Genomic DNA, 21925 nt, shown 5'->3' on the forward strand with positions numbered 1-21925 from the left:
GGCTGCGCCACCGCGACATTTGGCACCCGGAAATTCAGTATTCTGAACGCCATAGCCCTTGCACTGCGGCGCGCAAAAAGTAAGCTAGGGTCCCTGACGACGACTGACGAAAGCACGCCCCGTGATCCGTATTCTCTATTTCAGCACCGCGCGCCCCACCGTAGACAGCGCCGAGGTGGACCGCATCGTGGCCCATGCCGCGACCAAGAACAAGGCGTTGGGGATCACTGGCGCGCTGGCCTATAATGGACGCAACTTCTGCCAATTGCTGGAAGGCGACGAGAGCGTGATCAAAGATCTGATGCAAACGATTGAAGCCGATCCGCGCCACGCAGGGTTCAAGGTTCTGGATCAAAAAGAGATCGAGACGCGGCATTTCTCAGATTGGACCATGGAGCGCGTCAGCGAATTGGATTTCTCCACCGTGATTAACGCGATGCATGCCTAAAGGCATGGCGGGTTTTTGTCCCAAGTGGGGCCTCTGGCGTGGAATTGATGAAGGTTTTAATGATTTTCTCGCACGGTCTTTGGCCCTAACACAGTCCTGAGCACCCTGGCCGCACCATCTGTAGCAGGCTGCACACTTGCACCGGGCGGCACCTGCGCTTACCTACGGGGCAGCAAGACAAAGGGTCCAAGATGACATCCATTTTCCAGATTTTGATGCTGCTGCTCAACATCGTCTATTTCATTGTGATCGCGCATGTCATCATGTCCTGGCTGATCAACTTTCAGGTGCTGAACCTGCGCCAGCCTCTGGTCGCCCAAATCTGGGATGGCCTGAACCGGCTGTTGGAGCCGATCTATTCCCGCGTGCGCCGGTTTATGCCGCAGATGGGCGGGTTGGATCTGGCCCCACTGGTGGTGTTGATTGGCGTCGCAATCCTGCGGATTATCTTGATCAACAACGCGGCACTTTTCTACTAGCCACGGCAGGGCTGCTGCCTGAGGCAAGTTATCCCTTGTTCACCATTTGTTAGTGTGGGAATCTGCTAAAAAGAGCAGATAATTTCACAGGATCCCGCATGACAAGCGCTGCCACGCTTCTCAAAGATGTCTTTGGCTTTGACGCCTTTCGGCCCGGCCAGGAGGAAATCGTTGAGGCGGTGACGGCTGGCGAAAATGTGCTGGCGATCATGCCAACGGGGGGCGGTAAATCCCTGTGTTTCCAACTGCCTGCGCTGATCCGGGATGGGGTCACGGTGGTGATCTCTCCGCTGATTGCCTTGATGCGCGACCAGGTGCGTGCCTTGCAAGAGGCGGGCGTGGGGGCAGGGGCGCTGACCTCTGGCAATACGCCTGAGGAAACCGATGCGGTCTGGGAAGGTTTGGAGGCGGGCACGCTCAAGCTGCTTTATATGGCACCCGAACGCTTGGCCGCGGGTTCTGTCATGGGCATGTTAAAGCGTGTGGGCGTGCGGCTGATTGCCGTGGATGAGGCCCATTGCGTCAGCCAATGGGGGCATGATTTTCGGCCAGATTATTTGCGCATCGGCGAGCTGCGCCGCCATCTGGATGTGCCCTTGGCCGCCTTTACCGCTACCGCAGACACCGAAACCCAGGCCGAGATTGTTCAAAAGCTTTTCGACGGGCAAGATCCGCGCGCGTTTTTGCGTGGCTTTGACCGGCCCAACATCCATCTTGCCTTTGCTGCCAAGAACAAGCCGCGCGATCAGATCCTGAATTTTGCCGCAGCGCGCAAAGGACAATCCGGCATCGTTTATTGCGGCACGCGGGCCAAGACCGAAGGGCTGGCGCGGGCCTTGAACGAGGCGGGGCAGAAGGCCATCCACTACCATGGCGGCATGGAAGCCGAAGACCGCCGCATCGCGGAGCGGCGGTTTCAGCAAGAGGATGGCTTGATCGTCTGCGCCACGGTGGCTTTTGGCATGGGTGTGGATAAACCTGACATCCGCTGGGTTGCCCATGCGGATCTGCCCAAATCCATTGAGGCCTATTACCAAGAGATTGGCCGCGCAGGCCGTGATGGCGCGCCGGCGGAGACGCTGACGCTTTATGGTCCTGATGACATCCGGTTGCGGCGTAGCCAGATTGACGAAGGCCTGGCCCCGCCTGAGCGCCGCGCGGCGGATCACGCCCGGCTGAATGCGCTGTTGGGGCTGGCAGAGGCTTTGGCCTGTCGGCGCAGCACGTTGTTGAAGTACTTCGATGAGACGGATGTGACCTGTGGCCGCTGCGATTTGTGTGACACGCCTGCGGACGTGTTTGACGGCACGACGGCGGTGCGCAAGGCGCTCTCGGCGATCTTGCGCACTGAGGAGTGGTTTGGCGCGGGCCATCTGATCGACATTCTTTTGGGCAATGAGACCGACAAGGTGCGCGCGCGCGGCCATGACGGCCTACCGACCTTTGGGGTCGGGCAGGAATATGACCGCCGTCAATGGCAGGCGGTGTTCCGTCAGATGATGGGCCATGACCTGATCCGCCCGGATCCTGAACGCCACGGTGCGCTGCGCATGACCGACGCGGCCCTGCCGATCCTGCGCAACGAAGAAACCATTCAGCTGCGCCGCGATTCCATCAAAACCGCCAGCGCCACCCGGCGCCCGGCGGTGAAGGCGATGGTCAGCGAAGAAGACGCGCCGCTTCTGTCGGCACTCAAGGCCAAGCGGCGTGCGTTGGCGGAGGCGGGCAAGGTGCCGGCCTATATCATCTTTACCGACCGCACGCTGATAGAGATGGCCGAGGTGCGGCCCCGCGATTTGGACCAGATGGCGCGTATCGGCGGGGTGGGGGCCAAGAAGCTGGAGACCTATGGTGCCGCCTTTTTGGAGGTGATCAACGGCGAGGCCGAACAGATGCATCCCACGCGCCGCAAATTGGCGGGCCGCTCTGCTGGCAACGTTTATGATCAGCTGTTGCAGGTGCAGGCCGATCTGGCGCGGGGGGAGGCGGGCACCGAAAAACCGTTGTCTTGTTCGGCGTCTTTGCTGGCGAAAGTGGCGCAGATGCGGGATGCAGATGAGGGCGCGATGACCCGGATTTTGGGCGAGCGTCGGGCAGATCGCTTTGGTCCGGCGTTTTTGGATGTGTTGCGGGCGGCTGGGTAGGTGTTGTTTGTCATAACCTGCGTTGCGTGTGTGCGGGTGTTGCATTGTAAGTTGTAGTGGAAAGATGAAGCTGGGCGTTGTGGTTTGGCCCTCTGCCTGTGCGTTTGGGGCAGGCGGGCGTTTGGCTGATTTGGCGCAGGATGGCTGCGAGTAGCTGCCGGGTAGGGCATGAAGAAAACCAGAAATTTGCCTGCAAAAGATGGAGCCTATCGCGGCGCAAAGACGTGGTGAGTATCATCAGGGTATCAACGGCCCGTTCTGACAGCAGGATGTCGGCTCCGTGTCAGGCTCAGGCAGATCTGTACCATCCCCCTTGCACCCAAACTGCGAGACGCTATCTCTGCTCCAAGCAAACCGGGGGACTGCCATGCTCGTTGTTATATCGCCAGCCAAGCGGCTTGATTGGGATGCACGCGATGTGGATGTGACGCAGCCTGATTTTCAGGAAGATGCGGTGCGCTTGGCCAAAACGGCGAAGAACCTGACCCTGGGCAAGCTGAAGTCCCTGATGGATCTTTCAGATGATCTGGCGCGGTTGAACCGGGACCGGTTTCAGGCGTTTGAGGCGGAGCCCGCGGCAGAGAATCTGCGGCCTGCTGCACTTGCCTTTGCCGGTGACACCTATCAGGGGCTGGAGGCGGCGAGCCTGGATGCAGATGAAATGGCCTGGGCACAAGAGCATTTGCGTATCCTCTCTGGCCTTTATGGGGTGTTGCGGCCCTTGGATGCGATCCAGCCCTACCGGTTGGAGATGGGCAGCCGGCTTAAGACGCGGCGCGGCGGGAACCTTTATGACTATTGGCGCGATCAATTGGCCAAGGCGCTGAATGCGCAAGCGGCATCTGTGGGCACTGATGTGCTGATCAATTGTGCAAGCCAGGAGTATTTTGGGGCCGTGGCCCCCAAGGCATTGCAGCTGCAGGTCATCACCCCGCAGTTCATGGAAGACAAAGGTGATGGAAAAGGGCCCAAGATGGTGAGTTTCTTTGCCAAGAAAGCCCGCGGGGCCATGGCCCGTTTCATCATTCAGAACCGGCTGACGGATGCAGAAAGCATCAAGGATTTTGATCTGGGCGGCTATGCCTGGCAGGCTGATTTGTCACAGCCAGACCGGCCTGTATTCGTCCGCGATTACCCCTCCTGATACAGCGGGGCCAGATGGGGCCCGTGCACCAGTTCAATTTGTTCGATGATCTGCGGCTTGCGCAGCGGCTTGGTGAGATGCCGGTCAATGCCAGCGGCCAGGATCTCGGCCTGGTCTTCAGGTTGGGTATGGGCGGTCAGCGCGACGATCGGTGTGCGCCCGCCCACGTCTTTTTCAATTTGCCGGATGGCGCGCGCGGCTTCTTTGCCGTCGACCTTGGGCATTGAGATGTCCATGAAGATCAGGTCAGGGGCGAGATCCCGGTAAAGGGCAATCGCCTCTGCCCCGTTTTGCGCAAACGTCAGCTCTAGGTTCAAAGGTTTGAGCATGGAGGAAAAGACCATGCGGTTCGTCTTGTTATCCTCAGCGGCCAACACCCTGAGTTTGCGTCCGTCAGCCGATGCAGGTGGGTGCGGGATATCCGCCGGGAGCGCCAGCGTGACGTTGAAAGAAAAGCATGAACCTTGCCCTTGGGCGGAGGTGACGGAAATTTGCCCCCCATCATCGTGATCAGCCGTTGGCTGATGGCCAGTGCCCAAACCTGTGCCTTCGAACTGGCGGTTCCGGTCATCCTCCACCTGATTAAATTCATCAAAAATGTGATCAACAAGATCCGGGGCAATGCCGATGCCGGTGTCTTGGACCTCAAAAAGCAGCGGGATTTTGCTGTCCTGCACCGGACCGGTGGCGCGCAGGGTGATCTTGACCTGACCCTTTGGGGTAAATTTGACCGCGTTGCCGATGAGGTTGGTCAACACCTGGCGCAACCGGCCCAGATCGCCGATGACCGTCTGGGGCAGATCAGCGTCTTGGTGAACCTCAAGCGCGATGCCTTTGCTTTGCGCGGATGGGTGCAAGAGGGTGACAACCTCATCCACCGCGGTGCGCAGCGGGAAAGGTTTCAGCCGGAGGTCTAGCTTTTTGGCTTCGATCTTGGAGTAATCCAGGATGTCATTGATGATCACCAAAAGCGCTTCTGCGGAGTTTTTGATGGTTTGCGCGTATTGGGTTTGCTCATCCGACAGGGTGCTGTCCAGCAACAAATCCACCATGCCGATCACACCATTCATTGGCGTGCGGATCTCATGGCTCATGTTCGCCAGAAAGGCGGATTTTGCGCGGCTTGCGCTTTCGGCCACGAAGCGGGCCTGTTTCAGCTTTTCCTCATAGGCGATGTCGGCTGTCACATCCAAGGCAAGGGAAACCATTTCGCCTCGGGGTCCGCGCTGATCAATGAGGCGGTAGATACGACCATTCCAGAGTTTCAGGTCAATGGGCTTGGGCCGGGCCTGATTGAACCGCTGCGCCATGATTGTGCGCCACTCTTTTGCGGAAAGGTCCCCGGTATCCACGATGCCTTCATCGGTTAGGGCCTGTAAAACGGTGAAATAGCTTGTGCCAATTGTGATGGCTTCCAACCCGTCAAAGACGGAAAGATAGGCCTCATTGGCCAGAACGATCCGGCTTTGGTCGTCAAAGTAGGCGACACCATCCTTGATTATCTGGACGGTTTGCCACAGCTGATGTTCGGCGGCCTCTATGCGTTCCTGGGCGGCGCTCAGGTCGGATTTGAAGCGCAGGTTTTCCCCGCGCATGGTTTCAACTTCGGCGCGCGTTTCAACGATTTCTTCGCTGAGTTGCTGGGCATGTTTGCCCAGTTTAGCATGGGCGGCAGAAAGCTCCGCTTGCTTGAGCTCAAGCAGACGTTCGGCTGCCAAACGCTTGCGCCGTTCTTCCGTCAGTCTGTTGGCCAGGGTCATGTGCTGCTCCGCCCCTCTCACCATGGGTGCAGTTTGCGTCTTTGTCGTGAACATCTCTTTAAATCTGGCCGCACCTTGCTGGGAATCGTGGTGCGTGGCACGCTGGTGGCATTTCAGACGGAGATTAAGATGCGCGGATTTTTTGCGACGGCACTGGCCTTTTTTCTGACCTTTGTAAGCAGCGGCATATCTGCGCAAGAGGCGGTGCCGGAGCACCGGTTTCTTTATACGCAAGATGTTGATTTTTATGGCGCGGATCTGACCAACCTTTTTGATACCAACAGCACGGCGTGTGCGCGGGCCTGTTCTGCGCAAGAGGCATGTGTGGCGTTTACGTTCAATCAGCGCAACAACGCCTGTTTCCCCAAATCAGCCATCACCGACAGGCAACCCTATGCCGGTGCGCTTTCCGCGCAAAAGGTGGCGACAGACCCCGGCGTGATTGCCAACAGCGCCGCGCGGATTGCGCAGCTAGACGTTTTGCGCGCTGAGGATGTGACGGCCGCAGCAGGCTTGGTCGGCACAAACGCCGCGCGGCATCGTTTTGCAGGCGAGGTGTTGGAGAATCTGCTGGACGCCATGCAAGCTGCTGCGCGGGCCGATAACCTCGCTTTGGCGTTGCGCTGGGCAGGCAAGGCCGCAGCGCTCAGCGACCGGGGGCAGGATTGGACAGCTTATGCGCGGCTGGCCGTCCGCCATGCGCAATCTGGCCCGTCTGAGCAACGCAGGCAGTGGCGGCGCGAGGCGCTGAGCGCTGCGGTCAACGGGTATCTGCGGGCCGGACCGGCTGCGCAGCAGGCTCAGGCCCTTGCTGGATTGGCAGAAGCGTTTGAGGCCAATGGCCGGGGCAAAGACATGATCCCAGCCTTGCGCCTGGCCCAGGCACTTGCCCCGCGTGAGGATGTCGCCCGCGCGCTGGAAGATGCGATTGGCAAATACGGTTTTCGCCTTGTCGATCACCGGGTGGATAATGATGCAGCAGCGCCTCGGATCTGTGCGGAGTTTTCTGCGCCTTTGGTTCAGGCCGGTGTCGATTATACCCCATTTGTGCGCGTTGAAGGGCGCGGGTTGGTGGTGCAAGCCCAAGACAAGCAGTTGTGCATCGACGGTGTGGAGCATGGGGCCAGATATGCGGTGACCTTCCGGTCGGGCCTGCCTGCCGCCGATAGTGAGGTGTTGCAGCGCGACGCGCAGCTGACGCTTTATGTCCGTGACCGCAGCGCCAGCGTCCGCTTTCCCGGGCGGGCCTTTGTCCTGCCCCGCACCGATACGCCTGCCGTACCCGTGGAAACGGTCAATGCCGCGACGCTTGATCTGAAACTGCGCCGGGTGAGCGACCGCAATCTGGTGCGCGCCATTCGCGAAAGCTATTTCGGCAAACCGCTCACCGCCTATGAGGACCAGGTGTTTGCCAATGACCTTGCAGAAGAGATTTGGACCGGCACCGCCCAGGTGCAAAACACGCTGAATGCCGACATGACCACAAGGTTGCCGTTGGCCCAAGCCTTGGCCGGACAAGCGCCTGGCATCTACGCGCTCAGTGCGGCGGTGCCGGGGCAAGACCCCTACGACAACCCACCGGCGATGCAGTGGTTTGTTCTGTCAGATTTGGGGATCAGCACCTGGTCTGGCGTGGATGGTCTTGAGGTTGCGGTGCGTAGCCTTGCCAAGGCTGAGGCCAAGGCGGGGATCACGCTTAGCCTGATCAGCCGCGCCAATGCGGTTTTGGGCACGGTTAAGACCGACGCCGAGGGCTTTGCCCGGTTTCCTGCTGGTTTGACCCGTGGCACAGGGGCCGCGCGTCCGGCGCTGGTCATGGCGCAAGAAGGCGATGCGGATATCGCGTTTCTGCCGCTGACAGACCCGGCGTTTGATCTGTCCGACAGGGGCGTGGAAGGGCATCCACCGGCCCCGCCCATTGATGCGTTTTTGACAACAGATCGCGGTGCCTACCGGGTTGGAGAGACCGTTTATGCGACCGCCCTACTGCGTGATGCTAAAGCATCAGCGCTGCAAGATGTCCCACTTACAGCTGTTTTAAAGCGTCCCGACGGGGTCGAATACAGCCGCACGCTTAGCCAGAACGCTGTGGCAGGCGGGCATGTCTTTGCCCTGCCCTTGGGCGGGGATGTGCCGCGCGGGGCTTGGCGGCTTGACGTGCTATCAGACGTCACGGACGCCCCGCTGGCCAGCCAGGTGGTGTTGGTTGAGGATTTCCTGCCCGAACGCATCGACTTTGACATCAGCTTGCCAAACGCGCCGCTCCGGTTGGGCGATACCCCGCCTTTAACGGTTGATGTCCGCTATCTTTTTGGGGCACCGGGGGCGGATCTGACCGTGCAGGGCGATGTGCGGTTGAAACCAACACGCAGGCTGGAGGGCTGGCCCAGCTATCAGTTCGGCCCGCATGATGCGCCCTTCCGCCCCCAGACGCGCTATATCGGCGACGCGCAAACAGATGCGCAGGGCCGTGCCCGTTTGGCGCTGGAACTGCCGGTGCTTGAGGATGCCGTGGGCCTGCCGCTGGAGGCGGAAGTGATCTTGCGCGTCGCAGAAGGATCAGGCCGCCCGGTGGAGCGGCGGTTGCAAAAGGCCATCACACCAGATGCCCCCATGATCGGGATCAAACCCATGTTTGAGGACGTCTTGGGCGAAGGGCAAAGCGCTGGCTTTGAGCTGATTGGCGTCGGAGCGGATGGCACGGCCCAGCCCATGCAGGTACGCTGGACGGTCAATAGGGTCGAGACCCGGTATCAATGGTATCAGCTCTTCGGCAACTGGGAGTGGGAGCCGATCACCCGCCGCGTCCGTGTGGCAAGCGACACTATCAGTTTGGGGGCTGAGCCGGTGGCGGTCAGTGCGCCGACAAACTGGGGCCGATATGAGATTGTCGTTGAACGCATTGGCGCGCCCTATGCTGCGTCCTCTGTTGGTTTTGACGCTGGCTGGTACGGCGGGGACGGATCGCGCGACACGCCTGATCGGCTTGAGATGTCCTTAAACGCTGACACTTTCCGTCTGGGCGATACCGCAACGCTGCGCATGCTGGCCCAAGAGGATGGCGTTGCATTGGTTTCGGTGCTGTCCAACCGCGTGATTGAGCGGCAGATCGTCCCGGTGCGTGCGGGCGAAAATACGCTGGACCTTGCGGTGACCGCGGATTGGGGCAGCAGCGCCTATGTGACCGCCGCCATTCTTCGCGGCATGGATGCAGAGGCCAGTGTTGAACCCTGCGCGGCAGCTGGGATTGGCCCATGCAACGGTGTTGCCGGGTGACAAGGCGCTGCGCGTTGGGTTTGATGCGCCGCAGGTCGTGGATGGCCAGGCCGGAACCGTCCGCGCAGCCGTCACAGTTGAGGGGATCGCCCCGGGTGAGACCGCTTTTGTCACGCTGGCTGCGGTCGATGTGGGGATCTTGAACCTCACAGGTTTTGAGGCCCCCGATGCCAAGGACCACTACTTTGGCCAGCGCCGCCTGGGCGTTGAGATGCGCGATCTTTACGGGCGGTTGATTGACGGCATGAACGGTGCCCTGGGCAGCGTGCGTTCAGGCGGTGATGCGGCCGCCAGCGCGCAGGTTCAATCACCGCCGCCCACGGAAAAACTGATGGCTTTCTTTGCAGGCCCCGTGCCTGTCGGCCCGGATGGGCGCGCTGAGGTTGAGATCATCAAACCTGCATTTAACGGCACGATAAAAATGATGGCCATCGCCTGGAGCCCGAGCGCTGTGGGCAACGCCAGTCAGGACATTGTGGCCAAAGATCCGGTTGTGGTGAGCGCATCTGTGCCGCGTTTTCTGGCCCCCGGAGATGAAAGCCGCCTGCTGTTGGAGGTCATCCATACCGATGGTCCTGCCGGTGAAATGGCGCTTGAGGTTTATGCAGATGCCGGTGTGGCGCTGGGCGATGTTCCGCAGATCATCACACTTGCCGATCAAGGCACCGCACGGCTCACCATCCCACTGCGCGGGAGAGAGGTTGGCAACCCGCTGATCACGGTCGTGCTGAAAACGCCAGCGGGCAAAGAGCTGCGCAAGGTGCTGAGCATGCCAGTGCGCAACATCGACCCTGAGATTGCGATCACCCGGCAATTTGCCCTGGGCGCAGGCGAAAGCTTTACCTTTGACCGTAATGTCTTTGCCGGGCTGCAACCGGGCACGGGCGTGGCCACGCTGACTGCGGGCCCGCTGGCGCGCTTTGATGTGCCGGGGTTGCTGCAACAGTTGGATCGTTACCCTTATGGCTGCACTGAACAGGTGACCTCCGGCGCTTTGCCGCTGCTCTATCTGAGCGCTGTGGCCAGCCAGGCGGGTCTGGGCGAACCAGAACGGATTGAGGCGCGGATTGCCCAAGCGATTGAGCGTGTGTTGTCACGACAGGCCAGCAATGGCGCCTTTGGCCTGTGGCGTGCGCAATCGGGTGAGTTCTGGCTTGATGCGTATGTGACTGATTTCCTGGCCCGCGCGCGGGCGCAGGGGCATGCCGTGCCCGATTTGGGGTTCCGTCTGGCGATGGACAATCTGCGCAACCGCATCAGCTATGCGCCTGATTTTGACCGGGGCGGCGAAGACATCGCCTATGCCTTGCTTGTGTTGGCCCGCGAAGGGGCCGCAAACATGGGCGATCTGCGCTATTACGCGGATACCAAGGCGCAGGATTTCGCGACACCTTTGGCGGTGGCGCAACTGGGGGCAGCGCTGGCGGCATACGGTGATCAGCCGCGTGCGGATGCGCTTTTTGCCCGTGCAGGGGCGATGTTGATCCGGCGCACCAACACACAGGCATGGCGCGCGGATTTTGGCACGCCGTTGCGTGATACCGCGGCGGTGCTCAAGCTATCAGCTGAGGCGGGAAGCACGGCGTTGAACCCAAGCGATCTGATCACGCTGGTGCATCAAGGGCGCGATAGGCTGTCCACGCAAGAGGCCGCACAGATTGTGATGGCGGCACATGCGCTTGCATCACCAGATGCGGTGCCCGCGTTGCGCGTCGATGGGATTGAGGCCAGCGGACCAGTGGTGAAACGGTTGACAGACCAGCAGCGTCAGCCGTCAGTGATTGAGAATATCTCAGCCACCCCCATGGACGTGACGATGACCGCCTACGGCGTGCCTGAGGTGGCACCGCCTGCGGATGGCTACGGATATCAAATCACCCGGCGGTATTTCACGATGGAAGGCGCGCCCGTCACTGGGGCGGTGCCCAGCGGTCAGCGGCTGGTTGTGGTGCTGGAGATCACGCCGTTCGAAGAGGTGGGCGCGCGTCTGATCGTTGATGATGCCTTGCCCGCCGGGTTTGAGATCGACAATCCGAACCTTATTCGCTCCGGCGACATCAGCGGCTTGGATTGGCTGAAAACCAAAGGGGCGGAAACCGCAGAATTCCGTAGCGATCGCTTTGTCGCGGCGGTCAACCACCGAGAGGCCAAGCCGTTCCAGCTGGCCTATATCGTGCGGGCCGTCACCCCGGGGAGCTATCATCATCCGGCGGCGATCGTAGAAGACATGTACCGCCCTGAATACCGCGCCAATACCGCCACCGGGCGGCTGACAATCACCCCGTGATGCGGCGCTTTGGCCTTTTTGCGCTGGCGCTGACGCTGGGCCTTGGGGCCGGGCTGCGCGATGGGTTTGACCGCTGGGTTGACCGGACAATACTGCCGGTCACCCTGACCGAAACGTCAGTTGAGATGCGTGACAGGCATGGGGCGCTGCTGCGGGTGTTTCCGGTGGAGGACGGGCGGGTGCGCTTGGCCGTGGACCTGGCGCAGGTCGATCCTGAATTCCTCAAAATGTTGATCCGCTATGAAGACAAACGCTTTTACGCCCATGCGGGTGTGGATTTGTTGGCGGGCATGCGGGCCGTGGTGCAAGCGATTGGGGCGGGGCAGGTTGTTTCGGGCGGGTCGACCCTGACCATGCAAACCGCGCGGCTTTTGGAGAATACGGGCACCGGGCGCTGGGCAGGTAAACTGCGTCAGATGCGCGTGGCCTGGGCGTTGGAGCGGCGGTTGAGCAAAGAAGAAATCTTGGCCCTCTATCTCACCCATGCGCCTTATGGGGGTGCCTTGGAAGGGATCAGGGCCGGCACCCTGGCGTGGTTTGGCAAAGAACCCAAGCGGCTGACCGCAGCAGAGGCTGCATTGCTGGTCGCCCTGCCGCAAGCGCCAGAGGCGCGCAGGCCCGACCGGCAGCAATCGAACGCCCGCATCGCCCGGGACCGGGTGCTTGCGCGCAGCGGTGTGGCCGCGTTGGCGCGACAGGCAGAACTACCCACTGAGATGCGCGGCTTTGTCCGGCTGGCACCGCATCTAACAGACCGGGTGCAGCGACAAGACCCGCTGCAACACCGGCACGCCTTGACGCTGGACGCCACCCTTCAACGCCAGATGGAGGCATTGGCCAAGCGTGCGGTACATGGCCAAGCACGCGGCGTGTCAGCGGCGATTGTGGTGGCCGATCACCAAACCGGAGAGGTTTTGGCCGCTGTCGGGTCCGCCGAATATGACGCGGCCGATGGGGTGTTGGGGTTTGTGGACATGACCGGCGCGCTGCGCTCGCCTGGTTCAACGCTCAAACCCCTGATCTATGCGATGGCCTTTGATGAAGGGCTGGCCCATCCTGATACGTTGATCCGTGATGCGCCGGTCACCTTTGGCCGCTATGCGCCGCAGAATTTCGATGGCCAGTTCCGGGGTGAAGTGACAGTGCGCGAAGCGCTGCAACTCTCGCTCAACATTCCGCCGCTGTTGCTGACCCAAGAGCTGGGTCCGGCCAAGTTGATGGCGGTGCTGCGCAAGGCAGGCACAAATCCCCAGGTGCCCGGTGGCAAGCCCGGGCTCGCCGTGGCGCTGGGGGGCGTGGGCCTGACGTTGAACGAGCTTGTTCAGCTTTATGCAGGGTTGGCCAACGGTGGTGCGGTCCCACAGCTGCGTTGGCAGATGGCAGCGCCTGATCACCCCCCAAGCAAATCATGTCGCGCAGTGCCGCCTGGCAAGTGGGTCATATCCTGGCCAGTGCGGCACCCCCCAAGGGCGTGGCAAGTGCGGCAGATGACATCGCCTATAAGACCGGCACGTCTTATGGTCACCGCGATGCCTGGGCCATTGGGTATGACGGCGCGCATGTCATTGGTGTGTGGCTGGGCCGTCCGGATGGCACACCTGTGCCCGGTGCCTTTGGCGGAGACCTCGCAGCACCGGTTCTGTTCGAAGCCTTTGGCAGACTTAAGGCGCGCGCCGCGCCGCTGCCCTCACCACCGCCAGAGACGCTGTTGATCAGCACCGCCGCCTTGCCCCAACCCTTGCAGCGGTTTCGGGGACGAGACGCGGCTTTTGCCCCTGATCCCGCAGCGCCGGTGGTTCAGTTCCCGCCGGATGGGGCCGAGCTTGTGTTGAACGGCGCTGCGGGTATTCCGCTGAAGCTGCGTGCGGGCACGCTGCCCCTTACGGTTCTGGTTGACGGGATGCCGGTGGTCACCGGGTTGCGACGGCGCGATGCGCTGGTGCCCGTATCAGGTATCGGTTATTCCCGCATTTCCGTGGTTGATGCCCAGGGCCGCGCGGATGTTGTGCATGTACGGGTGAAGTAGCAGGATTTCGCCACCCCAGCCGCGCGCCTTTGCTTGCTGCGTATCAGGCCATCGGGTACGTATCAGCCTGTGATGAAGCGGCTGTATTCCCTGATGCTCTGCCTGTGCGCTGCAAGCCCTCTTGCAGCCCATCCGCATATCTTTGTCGATACCGGGCTTGAGCTGCGCTTTGACGAAAAGGGGCGGCTGGCCGAGGTGAAGGTGATCTGGGTCTACGACGAGCTTTATTCGTTGCTGATCACTGAGGAATATGGCCTGGACCCGGACTTTGACGGTGTGCTGACACCCGCCGAAATCGATGTATTGCAAGGCTTTGACATGAACTGGAGCGAGGGGTTCAACGGCGATTTGGTGGTTCTGGATGACGGTGGCGACATCGCGCTCAGCGGGCCGCAACAGCCCACGGCCAGCTTTGCCGATGGCCGGATCACCACAACCCATGTGCGACGCATCGAAACGGAACTGGTGCCCGGCGCGCCGGTGGATGTGAAACCCTATGACAAGACTTACTACACCGCCTATGACATCACCCTGCCGGTGAAGATCATGGGCAGTGACACCTGCCGCAGCGCAATCGCCGTGCCCGACATTGATGCAAGGTTGCGCGAATTGCGTGATGTGCTGATGGCCCTCGATACGAATGCGATGCCGGGTGATGAAGGGGTGCCCGATGTGGGTGGCCTGTTGGCCAGTACGGTGCACGTCACATGCGATTTGTCCTAAGCGCTGCGGCCCTGGCCGTGGTTCTGGCCTTTTTGTGGATCTGGTCGGCAGGTGGCCTGGACCAGATCGGCGCTTATGCGGCGGATCAACAACGCAACTTTCAGAACTTGATTGCCCGCGCGTTGCGCAGCGCCAAAGCCGGTGAAGCCGGTGCTGTGCTTACGCTCTTGGGGGCGTGTTTTGCCTATGGGCTGGCCCATGCCGCGGGGCCCGGACACGGCAAAGTGCTGCTGGGCGGGTACGGGTTTGCGCGTAAGGTGCCAGTGCTGCGGCTGAGCGTAATCGCGCTGCTGGCTTCTCTTGGGCAGGCGGTGACCGCCGTGGCGATGGTCTATGTTGCGATTGCGGTGTTTGGTTTTGGGCGCGCGCAGATCGTGGTTGCAAGTGACACGTCGTTCGCCACTCTTAGCTATGTCATGATTGCACTGATCGGGTTGTGGCTGGCGTGGCGCGGGCTGGGCAAGTTGATCAAGCGCTCCGGCGCTGTCCACCATGACCACACCCATGACCATGGCCACGATCACCCGCATGAAGGCGACGGTGATGTTTGTGCCAGCTGCGGGCACGCCCATGGGCCAAGCCTTGAGCAGGTTGAAAAGGCGGGCACGCTGCGCGAAGCGCTGGCGCTTATTTTCGCCATTGCCATCCGCCCCTGCACCGGCGCGCTTTTTGTGCTGGTGATCACCTGGCAGCTAGAGATCGCGGGCCTGGGCATTGCTGGGGCCTTTGCGATGGCCGTTGGCACAGCCCTGATAACGATTTTTGTGGGCCTCGCGGCGGCCGGGTTGCGCGGCGGCGTGCTGGCGGGGTTTGCCGGATCACCCCAGATGGCCCGCGCGATGGCGGGGCTGGAACTGCTGGCCGGGGTTGCGGTTATTTTGATCGCCGGTGGGCTGCTGCTGCGGTCCGTGCCGCTTTGAGCGGTCACCTGATACCGGCAACCTGGCCTAGCGGCGACCCTCGCGCAGCCATGCCGCGGTGATCAGCGCCGCTGAGAGGAGCAGCACCAACCAGGGTGGCAGGATCGCCGTTTGGCGGATGTCGCGTGTTTCATAGGCCCCACGCGGCGTGATGCCCAGCCAGCCGCGTCCAGCAGCAGGGCGCCCCGCGCGGACATTACGCAGCCGGGGCATGCCATCTTCGATGCGCGCCACGCCGCCCCGCAGGCCCGCGATCACGGGTTCAAGCGCACTGGCATCCGCGATCGTTTCGATAAATTCGCGCGGTGCCGCAGGCCCGAGGCCGATGACGGCTTCCTGTTCGCCGTTCTCCAACCGGTAAAGGCCAATTTCCGGCCCCTGATAGCTGCCTTCAAAGACGCCCGTGGCGCTTTCAGTCAGCGGGATCTCAACGCTGCTGCCATCGGGAGCGGTGATCGTCACGGGCGGTACACTGGGCTGCAGGGTGCGGCGGGTGATGCGCATATCCTGGCCTTCAGCAGTGGCTGTCAGCGCCTCTTCCTCCAACTCAGGTTCCTTCATCATCCAGTGCGCCAAGCGGCGCAGGATTTCCAGCTGCGGGCCGCCACCCTCATAGCCACGGCTCCAAAGCCAAGCATGATCCGAGGCCAACAGCGCCACGCGGCCTTCCTCCACCCGGTTGAGAACCAAAAGAGGCCTGCCACCGATGCCTTCCATAACCACATGGCCCTGTGGGTCGCGCACGTCGATCTGGCGCAGCCAGCGCCCCCAATCGCCATTGTCTGGCAAGTTGGAGGTAACAGGATGGCGCTGGCCAATATCCGTGACTTCTGCGCGAAAGGGCTCTTCGAGCACACGGGCCGTTGGCGTAGCAGGTAACACTGCACCAAGGGGGAGCGGTAAAGGCTGTCTGCGGTGGCAAAATCCGGCCCAGCGGCCACCAAAACCGCACCGCCCTGGCGGACGTATTGCCCCACGTTATCCAGATAGAGCGAGGGGAGGATGCCGCGTCGTTGGTAGCGGTCAAAGATGATCAGATCGAAATCGTCGATCTTTTCCAAAAACAGCTCACGTGTTGGAAAGGCGATCAACGAAAGCTCATTTACGGGCACGCCATCCTGTTTTTCAGGGGGCGCAGGATGGTGAAATGCACCAGATCCACTGAGCTGTCCGATTTCAGCAGATTGCGCCAGGTGCGCCCGCCGGGGTGCGGTTCCCCGCTGACCAGCAACACGCGCAGACGGTCGCGCACGCCGTTCATTTGAATGAGGGCGGCGTTGTTCCGGTCGGTCAGTTCGCCGTCGGCTTCTGGCACCGAAAAGCGGATCACATTCCGCCCGCCGTGCGGCAAGGTAATGGGCAGCTCAAGGTCCTGGCCAATGGGCACCCGGAAGGTTTGCGGCGGCTCACCATCAATGGAGATATCGAGCGGTGCGAGGGTCTCTCCGCCGGGCGCGGCACCCAAATCATCAATGCGCAGGGTGAGCGTGACGGGTTCACCGATGATGGCAAAAGCGGGAGCGTTGCGGACAGTCAGCCGGCGGTCCCAATCATCGGATTTACCGGTCAGCAGCACGTGCATCGGCGCGGGCAGGTCAAGCGGCAGATCTGCGTCATGCACCCGGCCATCGCTGATGGCCAGAATGCCTGCGATGCGCGCGCGCGGCTCTTCGGCCAAGGCATCGTTTATCGCGGCCATTACTTGGCTGCCCGCATCGCCCGCACCATCGGGCACAGAGATCCGGCGCAGTTCGGTATTGGCGCGCGCGGTGATCTGTGCGGCAAGGGTGTCTGCGGCGCTTTGGGTCTGATCCTGCCGGTCAGACAGGCGCTGGCTGGCGCTTTGGTCTTCAACCAGCAACACGATGTCACTGAGCGGTGCGCGGTCTTCTTGCTGGAAACTTGGATTGGCCAGCGCGCCCAGTACAACCAGTGCCGCCAGTCCGCGCAAGGCCCAGCCATTCAGCCCCCGCAGCCCTGCAATCAGCACACTCATCAGTGCGATAACCGCCACCGCAATCAGTAGCGAGAATGGGATCAGCGGGTCATAGACAATTGTTGACGTCATTGGCCCAACCTATCCAGCAAAGCAGGGACATGGACCTGATCGGATTTGTAGTTGCCCGTCAGCACATGCATCACCAGGTTCACGCCAAAACGCATCGCCAATTCGCGCTGACGTTCGCCTGCATAGCCGCGCCCGATGGGCAGCAATGGGCCACCATCATCGCGCACCGCCCAGGCGGCGGCCCAGTCGTTGCCGCCGATGACCACCGGTGTCACCCCGTCGTTCAGGTTGCGAAACGGCATGCCCTCAATCTGGACCGCATCGGCCGGGGCCGCTTCGACCCAGACATCGCGGCTGTTATGGCGGCCCGGAAAGTCCTGCAACAGATAGAACGTGCGGGTCAGCACATGATCAGCGGGCAGCGGCTCCAGCGGAGGAATATCGAGAGGGGCTGCCAGATCCTGCAACTTCCGGCCATTCACGCTGGAGGTGCCAAAGCGGGCGATATCCGCATCGCGAGTATCAAACAGGATCAAGCCCCCTGAACGCAGATAATCATTCAGCTTGGCATAGGCTTCGGCAGACGGGCGGGGTTGGTCAGGCGTGATGGGCCAGTAGAGAATGGGAAAGAACGCCAGCTCATCGGTTTCCAGGTTCACCGCCGTTGCCGGGGCCGGTTCAACCGAGGTGCGGAAAAACAGCGTGTCTGACAGGCCGGTAAGCCCGGCGGCTGCGATCTCATCCACGGCTCTGTCGCCGGTGATGACATGGGCCAACGACACCTCAACCGTTGCGGCCAGGGCAAAGTCATCCGTCTGCCCCTGCGCCTCTGCCGGGGGCTGGTTGTCAGAAGCGCCAAGGCCAAAGCTGCCGCTGTTGTGCCGCGCCCCAAAAGCCGACCCGATAGGGCAAGCGATGCCACCACATCGGCCAAAAGCAGCAGGATCGACAGGCTCAGCAGCCAGCCGGCGATGGGCTGTTCGGGGGCGACAGCCAAACCGCGTACGGGCACATCGGCGGGCCAAGACACAGGTGTCAGCGTGTCCTCAAGGCCAAAGACATTGCGGGCCAACCTGCGATCCCCGTTGGCATAGATGCCCGGTTGCATCGCAGGCGAGGACGGGGCCGTCACCAGCGCGGGGCCCTCCACTCCGGGCAGATTGCCAGCGTCTGAGAGTACCCCGTAGCCGTCCATGACGCGCAAAGGTGTCCAGGTGGTGCCCTCCAGGTCAGCTGCCTCTGGCGTGGCAGAGGCAGAGGACACGGCCAGCCGTTCCATCATCTCAACAAAGAGGCCAGACAGGGGCAGCGTGGACCATTCCGCGGTTGCAGTGACGTGAAAGAGAACGATCTGGCCCTGTCCCACAATCTTGCGTGTCACCAAAGGTGTGCCATCGCTGAGCGAAGCGATCACTCGGTCCGCAAGTGTGGGATCCGGTTGCGCCACCACTTGGGCGGTGACAACGACATCATCGGGGATGTTCAGGCCAAAGAAGGGCGAGGTTTCCTTGAACGTTTCAAGCGCCTTCGGCTCTCCCCAGCTCATGGCACCACCCACGCTGCGCCCACCAGCGCGCAGCCGGACAGGCATCAGCGGGTCTTCGTCCTGGCGGCTGACGTTGCTGGCGGCAATGCGCGGACCGGCAAAGCGTACCAAAAGGCCGCCTGCGTCGATCCATTCAATCAATGGGGTGGCTTCGGCCTCTGACAGGCTGGCCACATCTGCCAGGACGATCACATCGGGGTTGGCGGGCAAAACATCCGTGATGGCCCCGTCAATCAGGTCAGCGGTTGGGGCCAGCGCTTGTTCTATGTAGTGCAGCGGAGAAAGCAGTTGCAGGCCTTCGCGGTCACTGTCGCTGCCGATCAACGCAACCTCCCGCCGGCGCAATCCGTCATCGACAAGGGTCGTGGCCCCGGCTGACCGCTGGCCGCCGATGGTGAACCCGGTGATGCGGGCGCGCAGTTCTGAGGGCAGGGAAAGCTCGGCTTCGGCCGTGGTCTCGTTGGCCGCAAAAACCGCATTCGCTGTGGCCAGGATACGTGCGTTGCCTGCCGGGTCCCGGCCTTCGGCGCGGATGACCACATCGCGTTCCAGGCCTGCGGCGGCGCGTGCAACTTTCAGGTTTACCACGTTGTTGTCATAGACCGCAGGCGCGATGGCCAAGACGTTCGCAGCCGTCTGATAGACTTCAACATTGCCTTGCGACTGCATCTTGCCCAGCACGTCCTGACGGCCCTCAAACTCCAGCGCGTCACTGAACCAGATGGTGTCAAAACGGCCCAGGCTTTGCAGGATTTCACTGGCGCGCGCAATGTCCGCCTCAGAGGGTTGCCAGGGTGCTGGCGCAAGCCCTGCAAGCCGTGTGCGCCAAACATCGGCAGACTGGAATGCAGGCTCTTCCGGGCGGGTCAGGGTCAAAAAGCCAACAGGTCGGCCTGACCGGCTGGCGCGGGTGAGTTGCGCGTCGATGGCTTGGGTTTGCTGAGGCCAGCGGGTGGCACCGGCCCAGGTGCCGTCGAGCACAATCAGCAAGGGGCCGTCGCCTTCGGCGCGGTCCGTCTCAGGGTTCAGCACCGGCCCGGCAAGCCCAAAGATAATCGCCGCAACCGCCAACATGCGTAGCAAGAGCAGCCACCAGGGTGTGCGGTCCGTGACGGTTTCATCATCGCTGAGGCCCAGCAACAGCGCGACACCGGGAAAGCGGCGGCGGATCGGTGCAGGCGGCACCGCGCGCAGGATCAGCCAAAGGATTGGCAGGGCCAGCAGCGCCAGCAATATCCAAGGGGCCGTAAACCCGATGCCACCTAAAACCGTCATGCGGCAACCCCCGCACGCGCATTAAGCGCGCCATAAAGCCACAGCAGCGCCGATTGCGCTGAGGTATTGGTGTGATGCAGGCCGTATTGCCAACCTGTGAGCTGGCAGAGCGCTTGCAGTTCGGCTTTGCGATCCGCAAGCCGCTCCAGATAGCGGTCTTTGAGGTCATTGGCCTTGAGCGTTTCATGGGCGATGGTGCCGCCCACGCTTTCGAATATCGTGCGGCCAGAGAAGGGAAACGCCTCTTCGCTGGGGTCAAGGACATGCAGCAACACGCCGCGCACGCCCCGGTCAGCGGCCTTGGTCAGCGCAGTGCGCACGCCACCCAGATCGCCCATGAAATCAGAGATGAACACCGCCCGCGCATGAGGGATCATGGCGCGGTGTTCAGGCGGGCTGTAATCTGCGTCATCGTCCTGACAGAACATCTCAGCCAGGCGCATCACCTGTGCGTTGCCCCGTCTGGGCGGTAAGGCGGTCCCGGTCAGGCCCACCCGCTCCCCGCCCCGGATCAGCAGGATGGCAAGCGCCAGCCCCACCAGCCGCGCGCGGTCCGCTTTCTGCGGAATGTCCGCATCAGAGGTGAACCGCATTGAGGCCCCCTGATCGACCCAGAGCATCACCGATTGCGCAATCTGCCATTCCCGTTCGCGGACAAATTCCTGATCGCCCATGGCAGAGCGTCGGTGGTCAATCATCCGGCGGCTATCGCCCATCTGGGCCGGGCGGTATTGCCAAAAATCATCGCCCATCCCCGCACGCCGCCTACCATGCGCGCCCAAAAGCACGGCACCGGCCAGATGCTCGGCCCGGGCCAGCAGGGCGGGAAGCCGGGCGGCCTCTTGCTCAGCAGCGGCGCGAAGGGGAGCGGCGCGCTCACGCAGCGGCCTTTGATCCGGTCAGGGCTGCGGCGGTTTCGTCAATCAATCCTTGCAGGCTGTCGCCGCGCGCACGGGCGGCAAAGTTCAGCGCCATCCGGTGGCTGAGCACAGGCCGCGCCATATCGAGTACGTCCTCAGCTGAGGGGGCCAGCCGACCGGTCAGCAGCGCCTTGGCCCGCACCGCGAGCATCAGGGCCTGTGCCGCACGTGGGCCGGGGCCCCGGCCACCGTTTCGCGCACCTGCGCGCTGGCCCCTTCTTCTTCGGGGCGGAAGGCGCGCACCAGATCGAGGATCATCTCAACCACCGAGTCGCCGACAGGCATCCGGCGCAGGAGGGTCTGGGCGGCCAACAGCTCTTCTGAGGTGAAAACCTGCGTGGATTGCGCATCCGTGTCGCCGGTCGTGGCCAACAGGATGTCACGTTCTGTGGCGCGATCGGGATAGGCCACGTCGATCTGCACCAGAAAGCGGTCCAGCTGCGCTTCGGGCAGCGGGTAGGTGCCTTCTTGCTCAATGGGGTTTTGGGTGGCCAACACATGAAAGGGCGTGCCCAGCGGGCGGTTTTGGCCCGCGACGGTCACGGTCTTTTCCTGCATCGCCTGCAACAGCGCGGACTGCGTGCGCGGTGAGGCGCGGTTGATCTCATCTGCCATCAATAGCTGGCAGAACACCGGCCCTTCGATAAAGCGGAACGCGCGGCTGCCGTCCTCAGCCGTGTCGAGCACTTCGGAGCCAAGGATATCTGCGGGCATCAGGTCTGGCGTGAACTGCACGCGGTTCCCGTCCAGCCCCATCACGGTGCTGAGCGTTTCGACCAGCCGCGTCTTGCCCAGTCCCGGCAGGCCCACCAAAAGACCGTGTCCCCCGCACAACAGCGCTGTGAGCGTCAGCTCTACCACGCGCTCTTGGCCGATAAAGCGATTGGTGATGGAGGATTTGGCCTCTGCCAGTTTCTCTCCCAATGCTTCGATCTCCGCCACCATGTCGTCGGCTTGGGTCATGACAAG

General features: G+C 61.9%; 8 protein-coding genes and 5 pseudogenes. 8 read left to right on the forward strand and 5 right to left on the reverse strand.

The features are described from left to right. The first annotated feature begins 121 nt into the window (after window positions 1-121). The 4 genes from ACZ1HM_RS02135 to yaaA all read left to right on the forward strand — a co-directional run bounded on the left by ACZ1HM_RS02135 (window position 122) and on the right by yaaA (window position 4215). Window positions 122-448 (forward strand): BLUF domain-containing protein, encoded by a 327-nt coding sequence (locus ACZ1HM_RS02135; protein ID WP_472740992.1) that lies wholly within the window; start codon window positions 122-124, stop codon window positions 446-448. A gap of 191 nt (window positions 449-639) precedes the next feature. Next, window positions 640-927 carry a YggT family protein gene (locus ACZ1HM_RS02140; RefSeq protein WP_472740993.1) on the forward strand — a complete coding sequence of 96 codons (288 nt, stop codon included), beginning with the start codon at window positions 640-642 and terminating at the stop codon, window positions 925-927. Window positions 928-1025: 98 nt separating this feature from the next. Then, window positions 1026-3071: a DNA helicase RecQ gene (recQ, locus tag ACZ1HM_RS02145; protein WP_472740994.1), complete on the forward strand. Its 2046-nt coding sequence runs from the start codon at window positions 1026-1028 to the stop codon at window positions 3069-3071. A gap of 367 nt (window positions 3072-3438) precedes the next feature. Beyond that, window positions 3439-4215, forward strand: coding sequence for a peroxide stress protein YaaA (yaaA, locus tag ACZ1HM_RS02150; RefSeq protein ID WP_472740995.1), 777 nt, complete (start codon window positions 3439-3441; stop codon window positions 4213-4215). Here the strand turns inward: yaaA and ACZ1HM_RS02155 are convergent. Then, window positions 4203-5975, reverse strand: coding sequence for a response regulator (locus ACZ1HM_RS02155; RefSeq protein ID WP_472740996.1), 1773 nt, complete (start codon window positions 5973-5975; stop codon window positions 4203-4205). The genes yaaA and ACZ1HM_RS02155 overlap by 13 nt on opposite strands. A 129-nt stretch (window positions 5976-6104) precedes the next feature. On the opposite strand from ACZ1HM_RS02155, the pseudogene ACZ1HM_RS02160 reads away from it, so the two are divergent. The 4 genes and pseudogenes from ACZ1HM_RS02160 to ACZ1HM_RS02175 all read left to right on the forward strand — a co-directional run bounded on the left by ACZ1HM_RS02160 (window position 6105) and on the right by ACZ1HM_RS02175 (window position 15207). Then, a pseudogene (locus tag ACZ1HM_RS02160) lies at window positions 6105-11538 on the forward strand (alpha-2-macroglobulin family protein). Next, window positions 11535-13564: pseudogene (gene pbpC / locus ACZ1HM_RS02165) on the forward strand (penicillin-binding protein 1C). The pseudogenes ACZ1HM_RS02160 and pbpC overlap by 4 nt, the downstream one beginning before the upstream one ends. 72 nt (window positions 13565-13636) lie before the next feature. Next, window positions 13637-14287, forward strand: coding sequence for a DUF1007 family protein (locus ACZ1HM_RS02170; RefSeq protein ID WP_472740997.1), 651 nt, complete (start codon window positions 13637-13639; stop codon window positions 14285-14287). After that, entirely contained in the window at window positions 14272-15207 is a 936-nt protein-coding gene (locus tag ACZ1HM_RS02175) for a nickel/cobalt transporter (RefSeq protein WP_472740998.1), read from the forward strand. Before ACZ1HM_RS02170 ends, ACZ1HM_RS02175 begins: the two co-directional genes overlap by 16 nt. Window positions 15208-15234: 27 nt before the next feature. Here the strand turns inward: ACZ1HM_RS02175 and ACZ1HM_RS02180 are convergent. The 4 genes and pseudogenes from ACZ1HM_RS02180 to ACZ1HM_RS02195 form a co-directional block, all read right to left on the reverse strand. Then, window positions 15235-17275 (reverse strand): annotated as a pseudogene (locus ACZ1HM_RS02180) (hypothetical protein). Beyond that, window positions 17272-20036 (reverse strand): annotated as a pseudogene (locus tag ACZ1HM_RS02185) (DUF4159 domain-containing protein). The pseudogenes ACZ1HM_RS02180 and ACZ1HM_RS02185 overlap by 4 nt, the downstream one beginning before the upstream one ends. Further along, entirely contained in the window at window positions 20033-20788 is a 756-nt protein-coding gene (locus tag ACZ1HM_RS02190) for a DUF58 domain-containing protein (protein WP_472740999.1), read from the reverse strand. Before ACZ1HM_RS02190 ends, ACZ1HM_RS02185 begins: the two are co-directional and overlap by 4 nt. A 124-nt stretch (window positions 20789-20912) precedes the next feature. Then, window positions 20913-21919, reverse strand: a pseudogene (locus ACZ1HM_RS02195) (AAA family ATPase). Between the last annotated feature and the right edge of the window lie 6 nt (window positions 21920-21925).

The sequence above is a fragment of the Sulfitobacter sp. GN1-4 genome (genome assembly GCF_055693825.1).

Excerpts from the sequence above, each read along its gene's own strand:
- ACZ1HM_RS02155 (WP_472740996.1), bottom strand. The coding sequence starts at position 5,975 with ATGACCCTGGCCAACAGACTGACGGAAGAACGGCGCAAGCGTTTGGCA.
- yaaA (WP_472740995.1), top strand. The coding sequence starts at position 3,439 with ATGCTCGTTGTTATATCGCCAGCCAAGCGGCTTGATTGGGATGCACGC.
- recQ (WP_472740994.1), top strand. The coding sequence starts at position 1,026 with ATGACAAGCGCTGCCACGCTTCTCAAAGATGTCTTTGGCTTTGACGCC.
- ACZ1HM_RS02190 (WP_472740999.1), bottom strand. The coding sequence starts at position 20,788 with ATGGGCGATGATTTTTGGCAATACCGCCCGGCCCAGATGGGCGATAGC.
- ACZ1HM_RS02175 (WP_472740998.1), top strand. The coding sequence starts at position 14,272 with ATGCGATTTGTCCTAAGCGCTGCGGCCCTGGCCGTGGTTCTGGCCTTT.
- ACZ1HM_RS02140 (WP_472740993.1), top strand. The coding sequence starts at position 640 with ATGACATCCATTTTCCAGATTTTGATGCTGCTGCTCAACATCGTCTAT.
- ACZ1HM_RS02170 (WP_472740997.1), top strand. The coding sequence starts at position 13,637 with ATGAAGCGGCTGTATTCCCTGATGCTCTGCCTGTGCGCTGCAAGCCCT.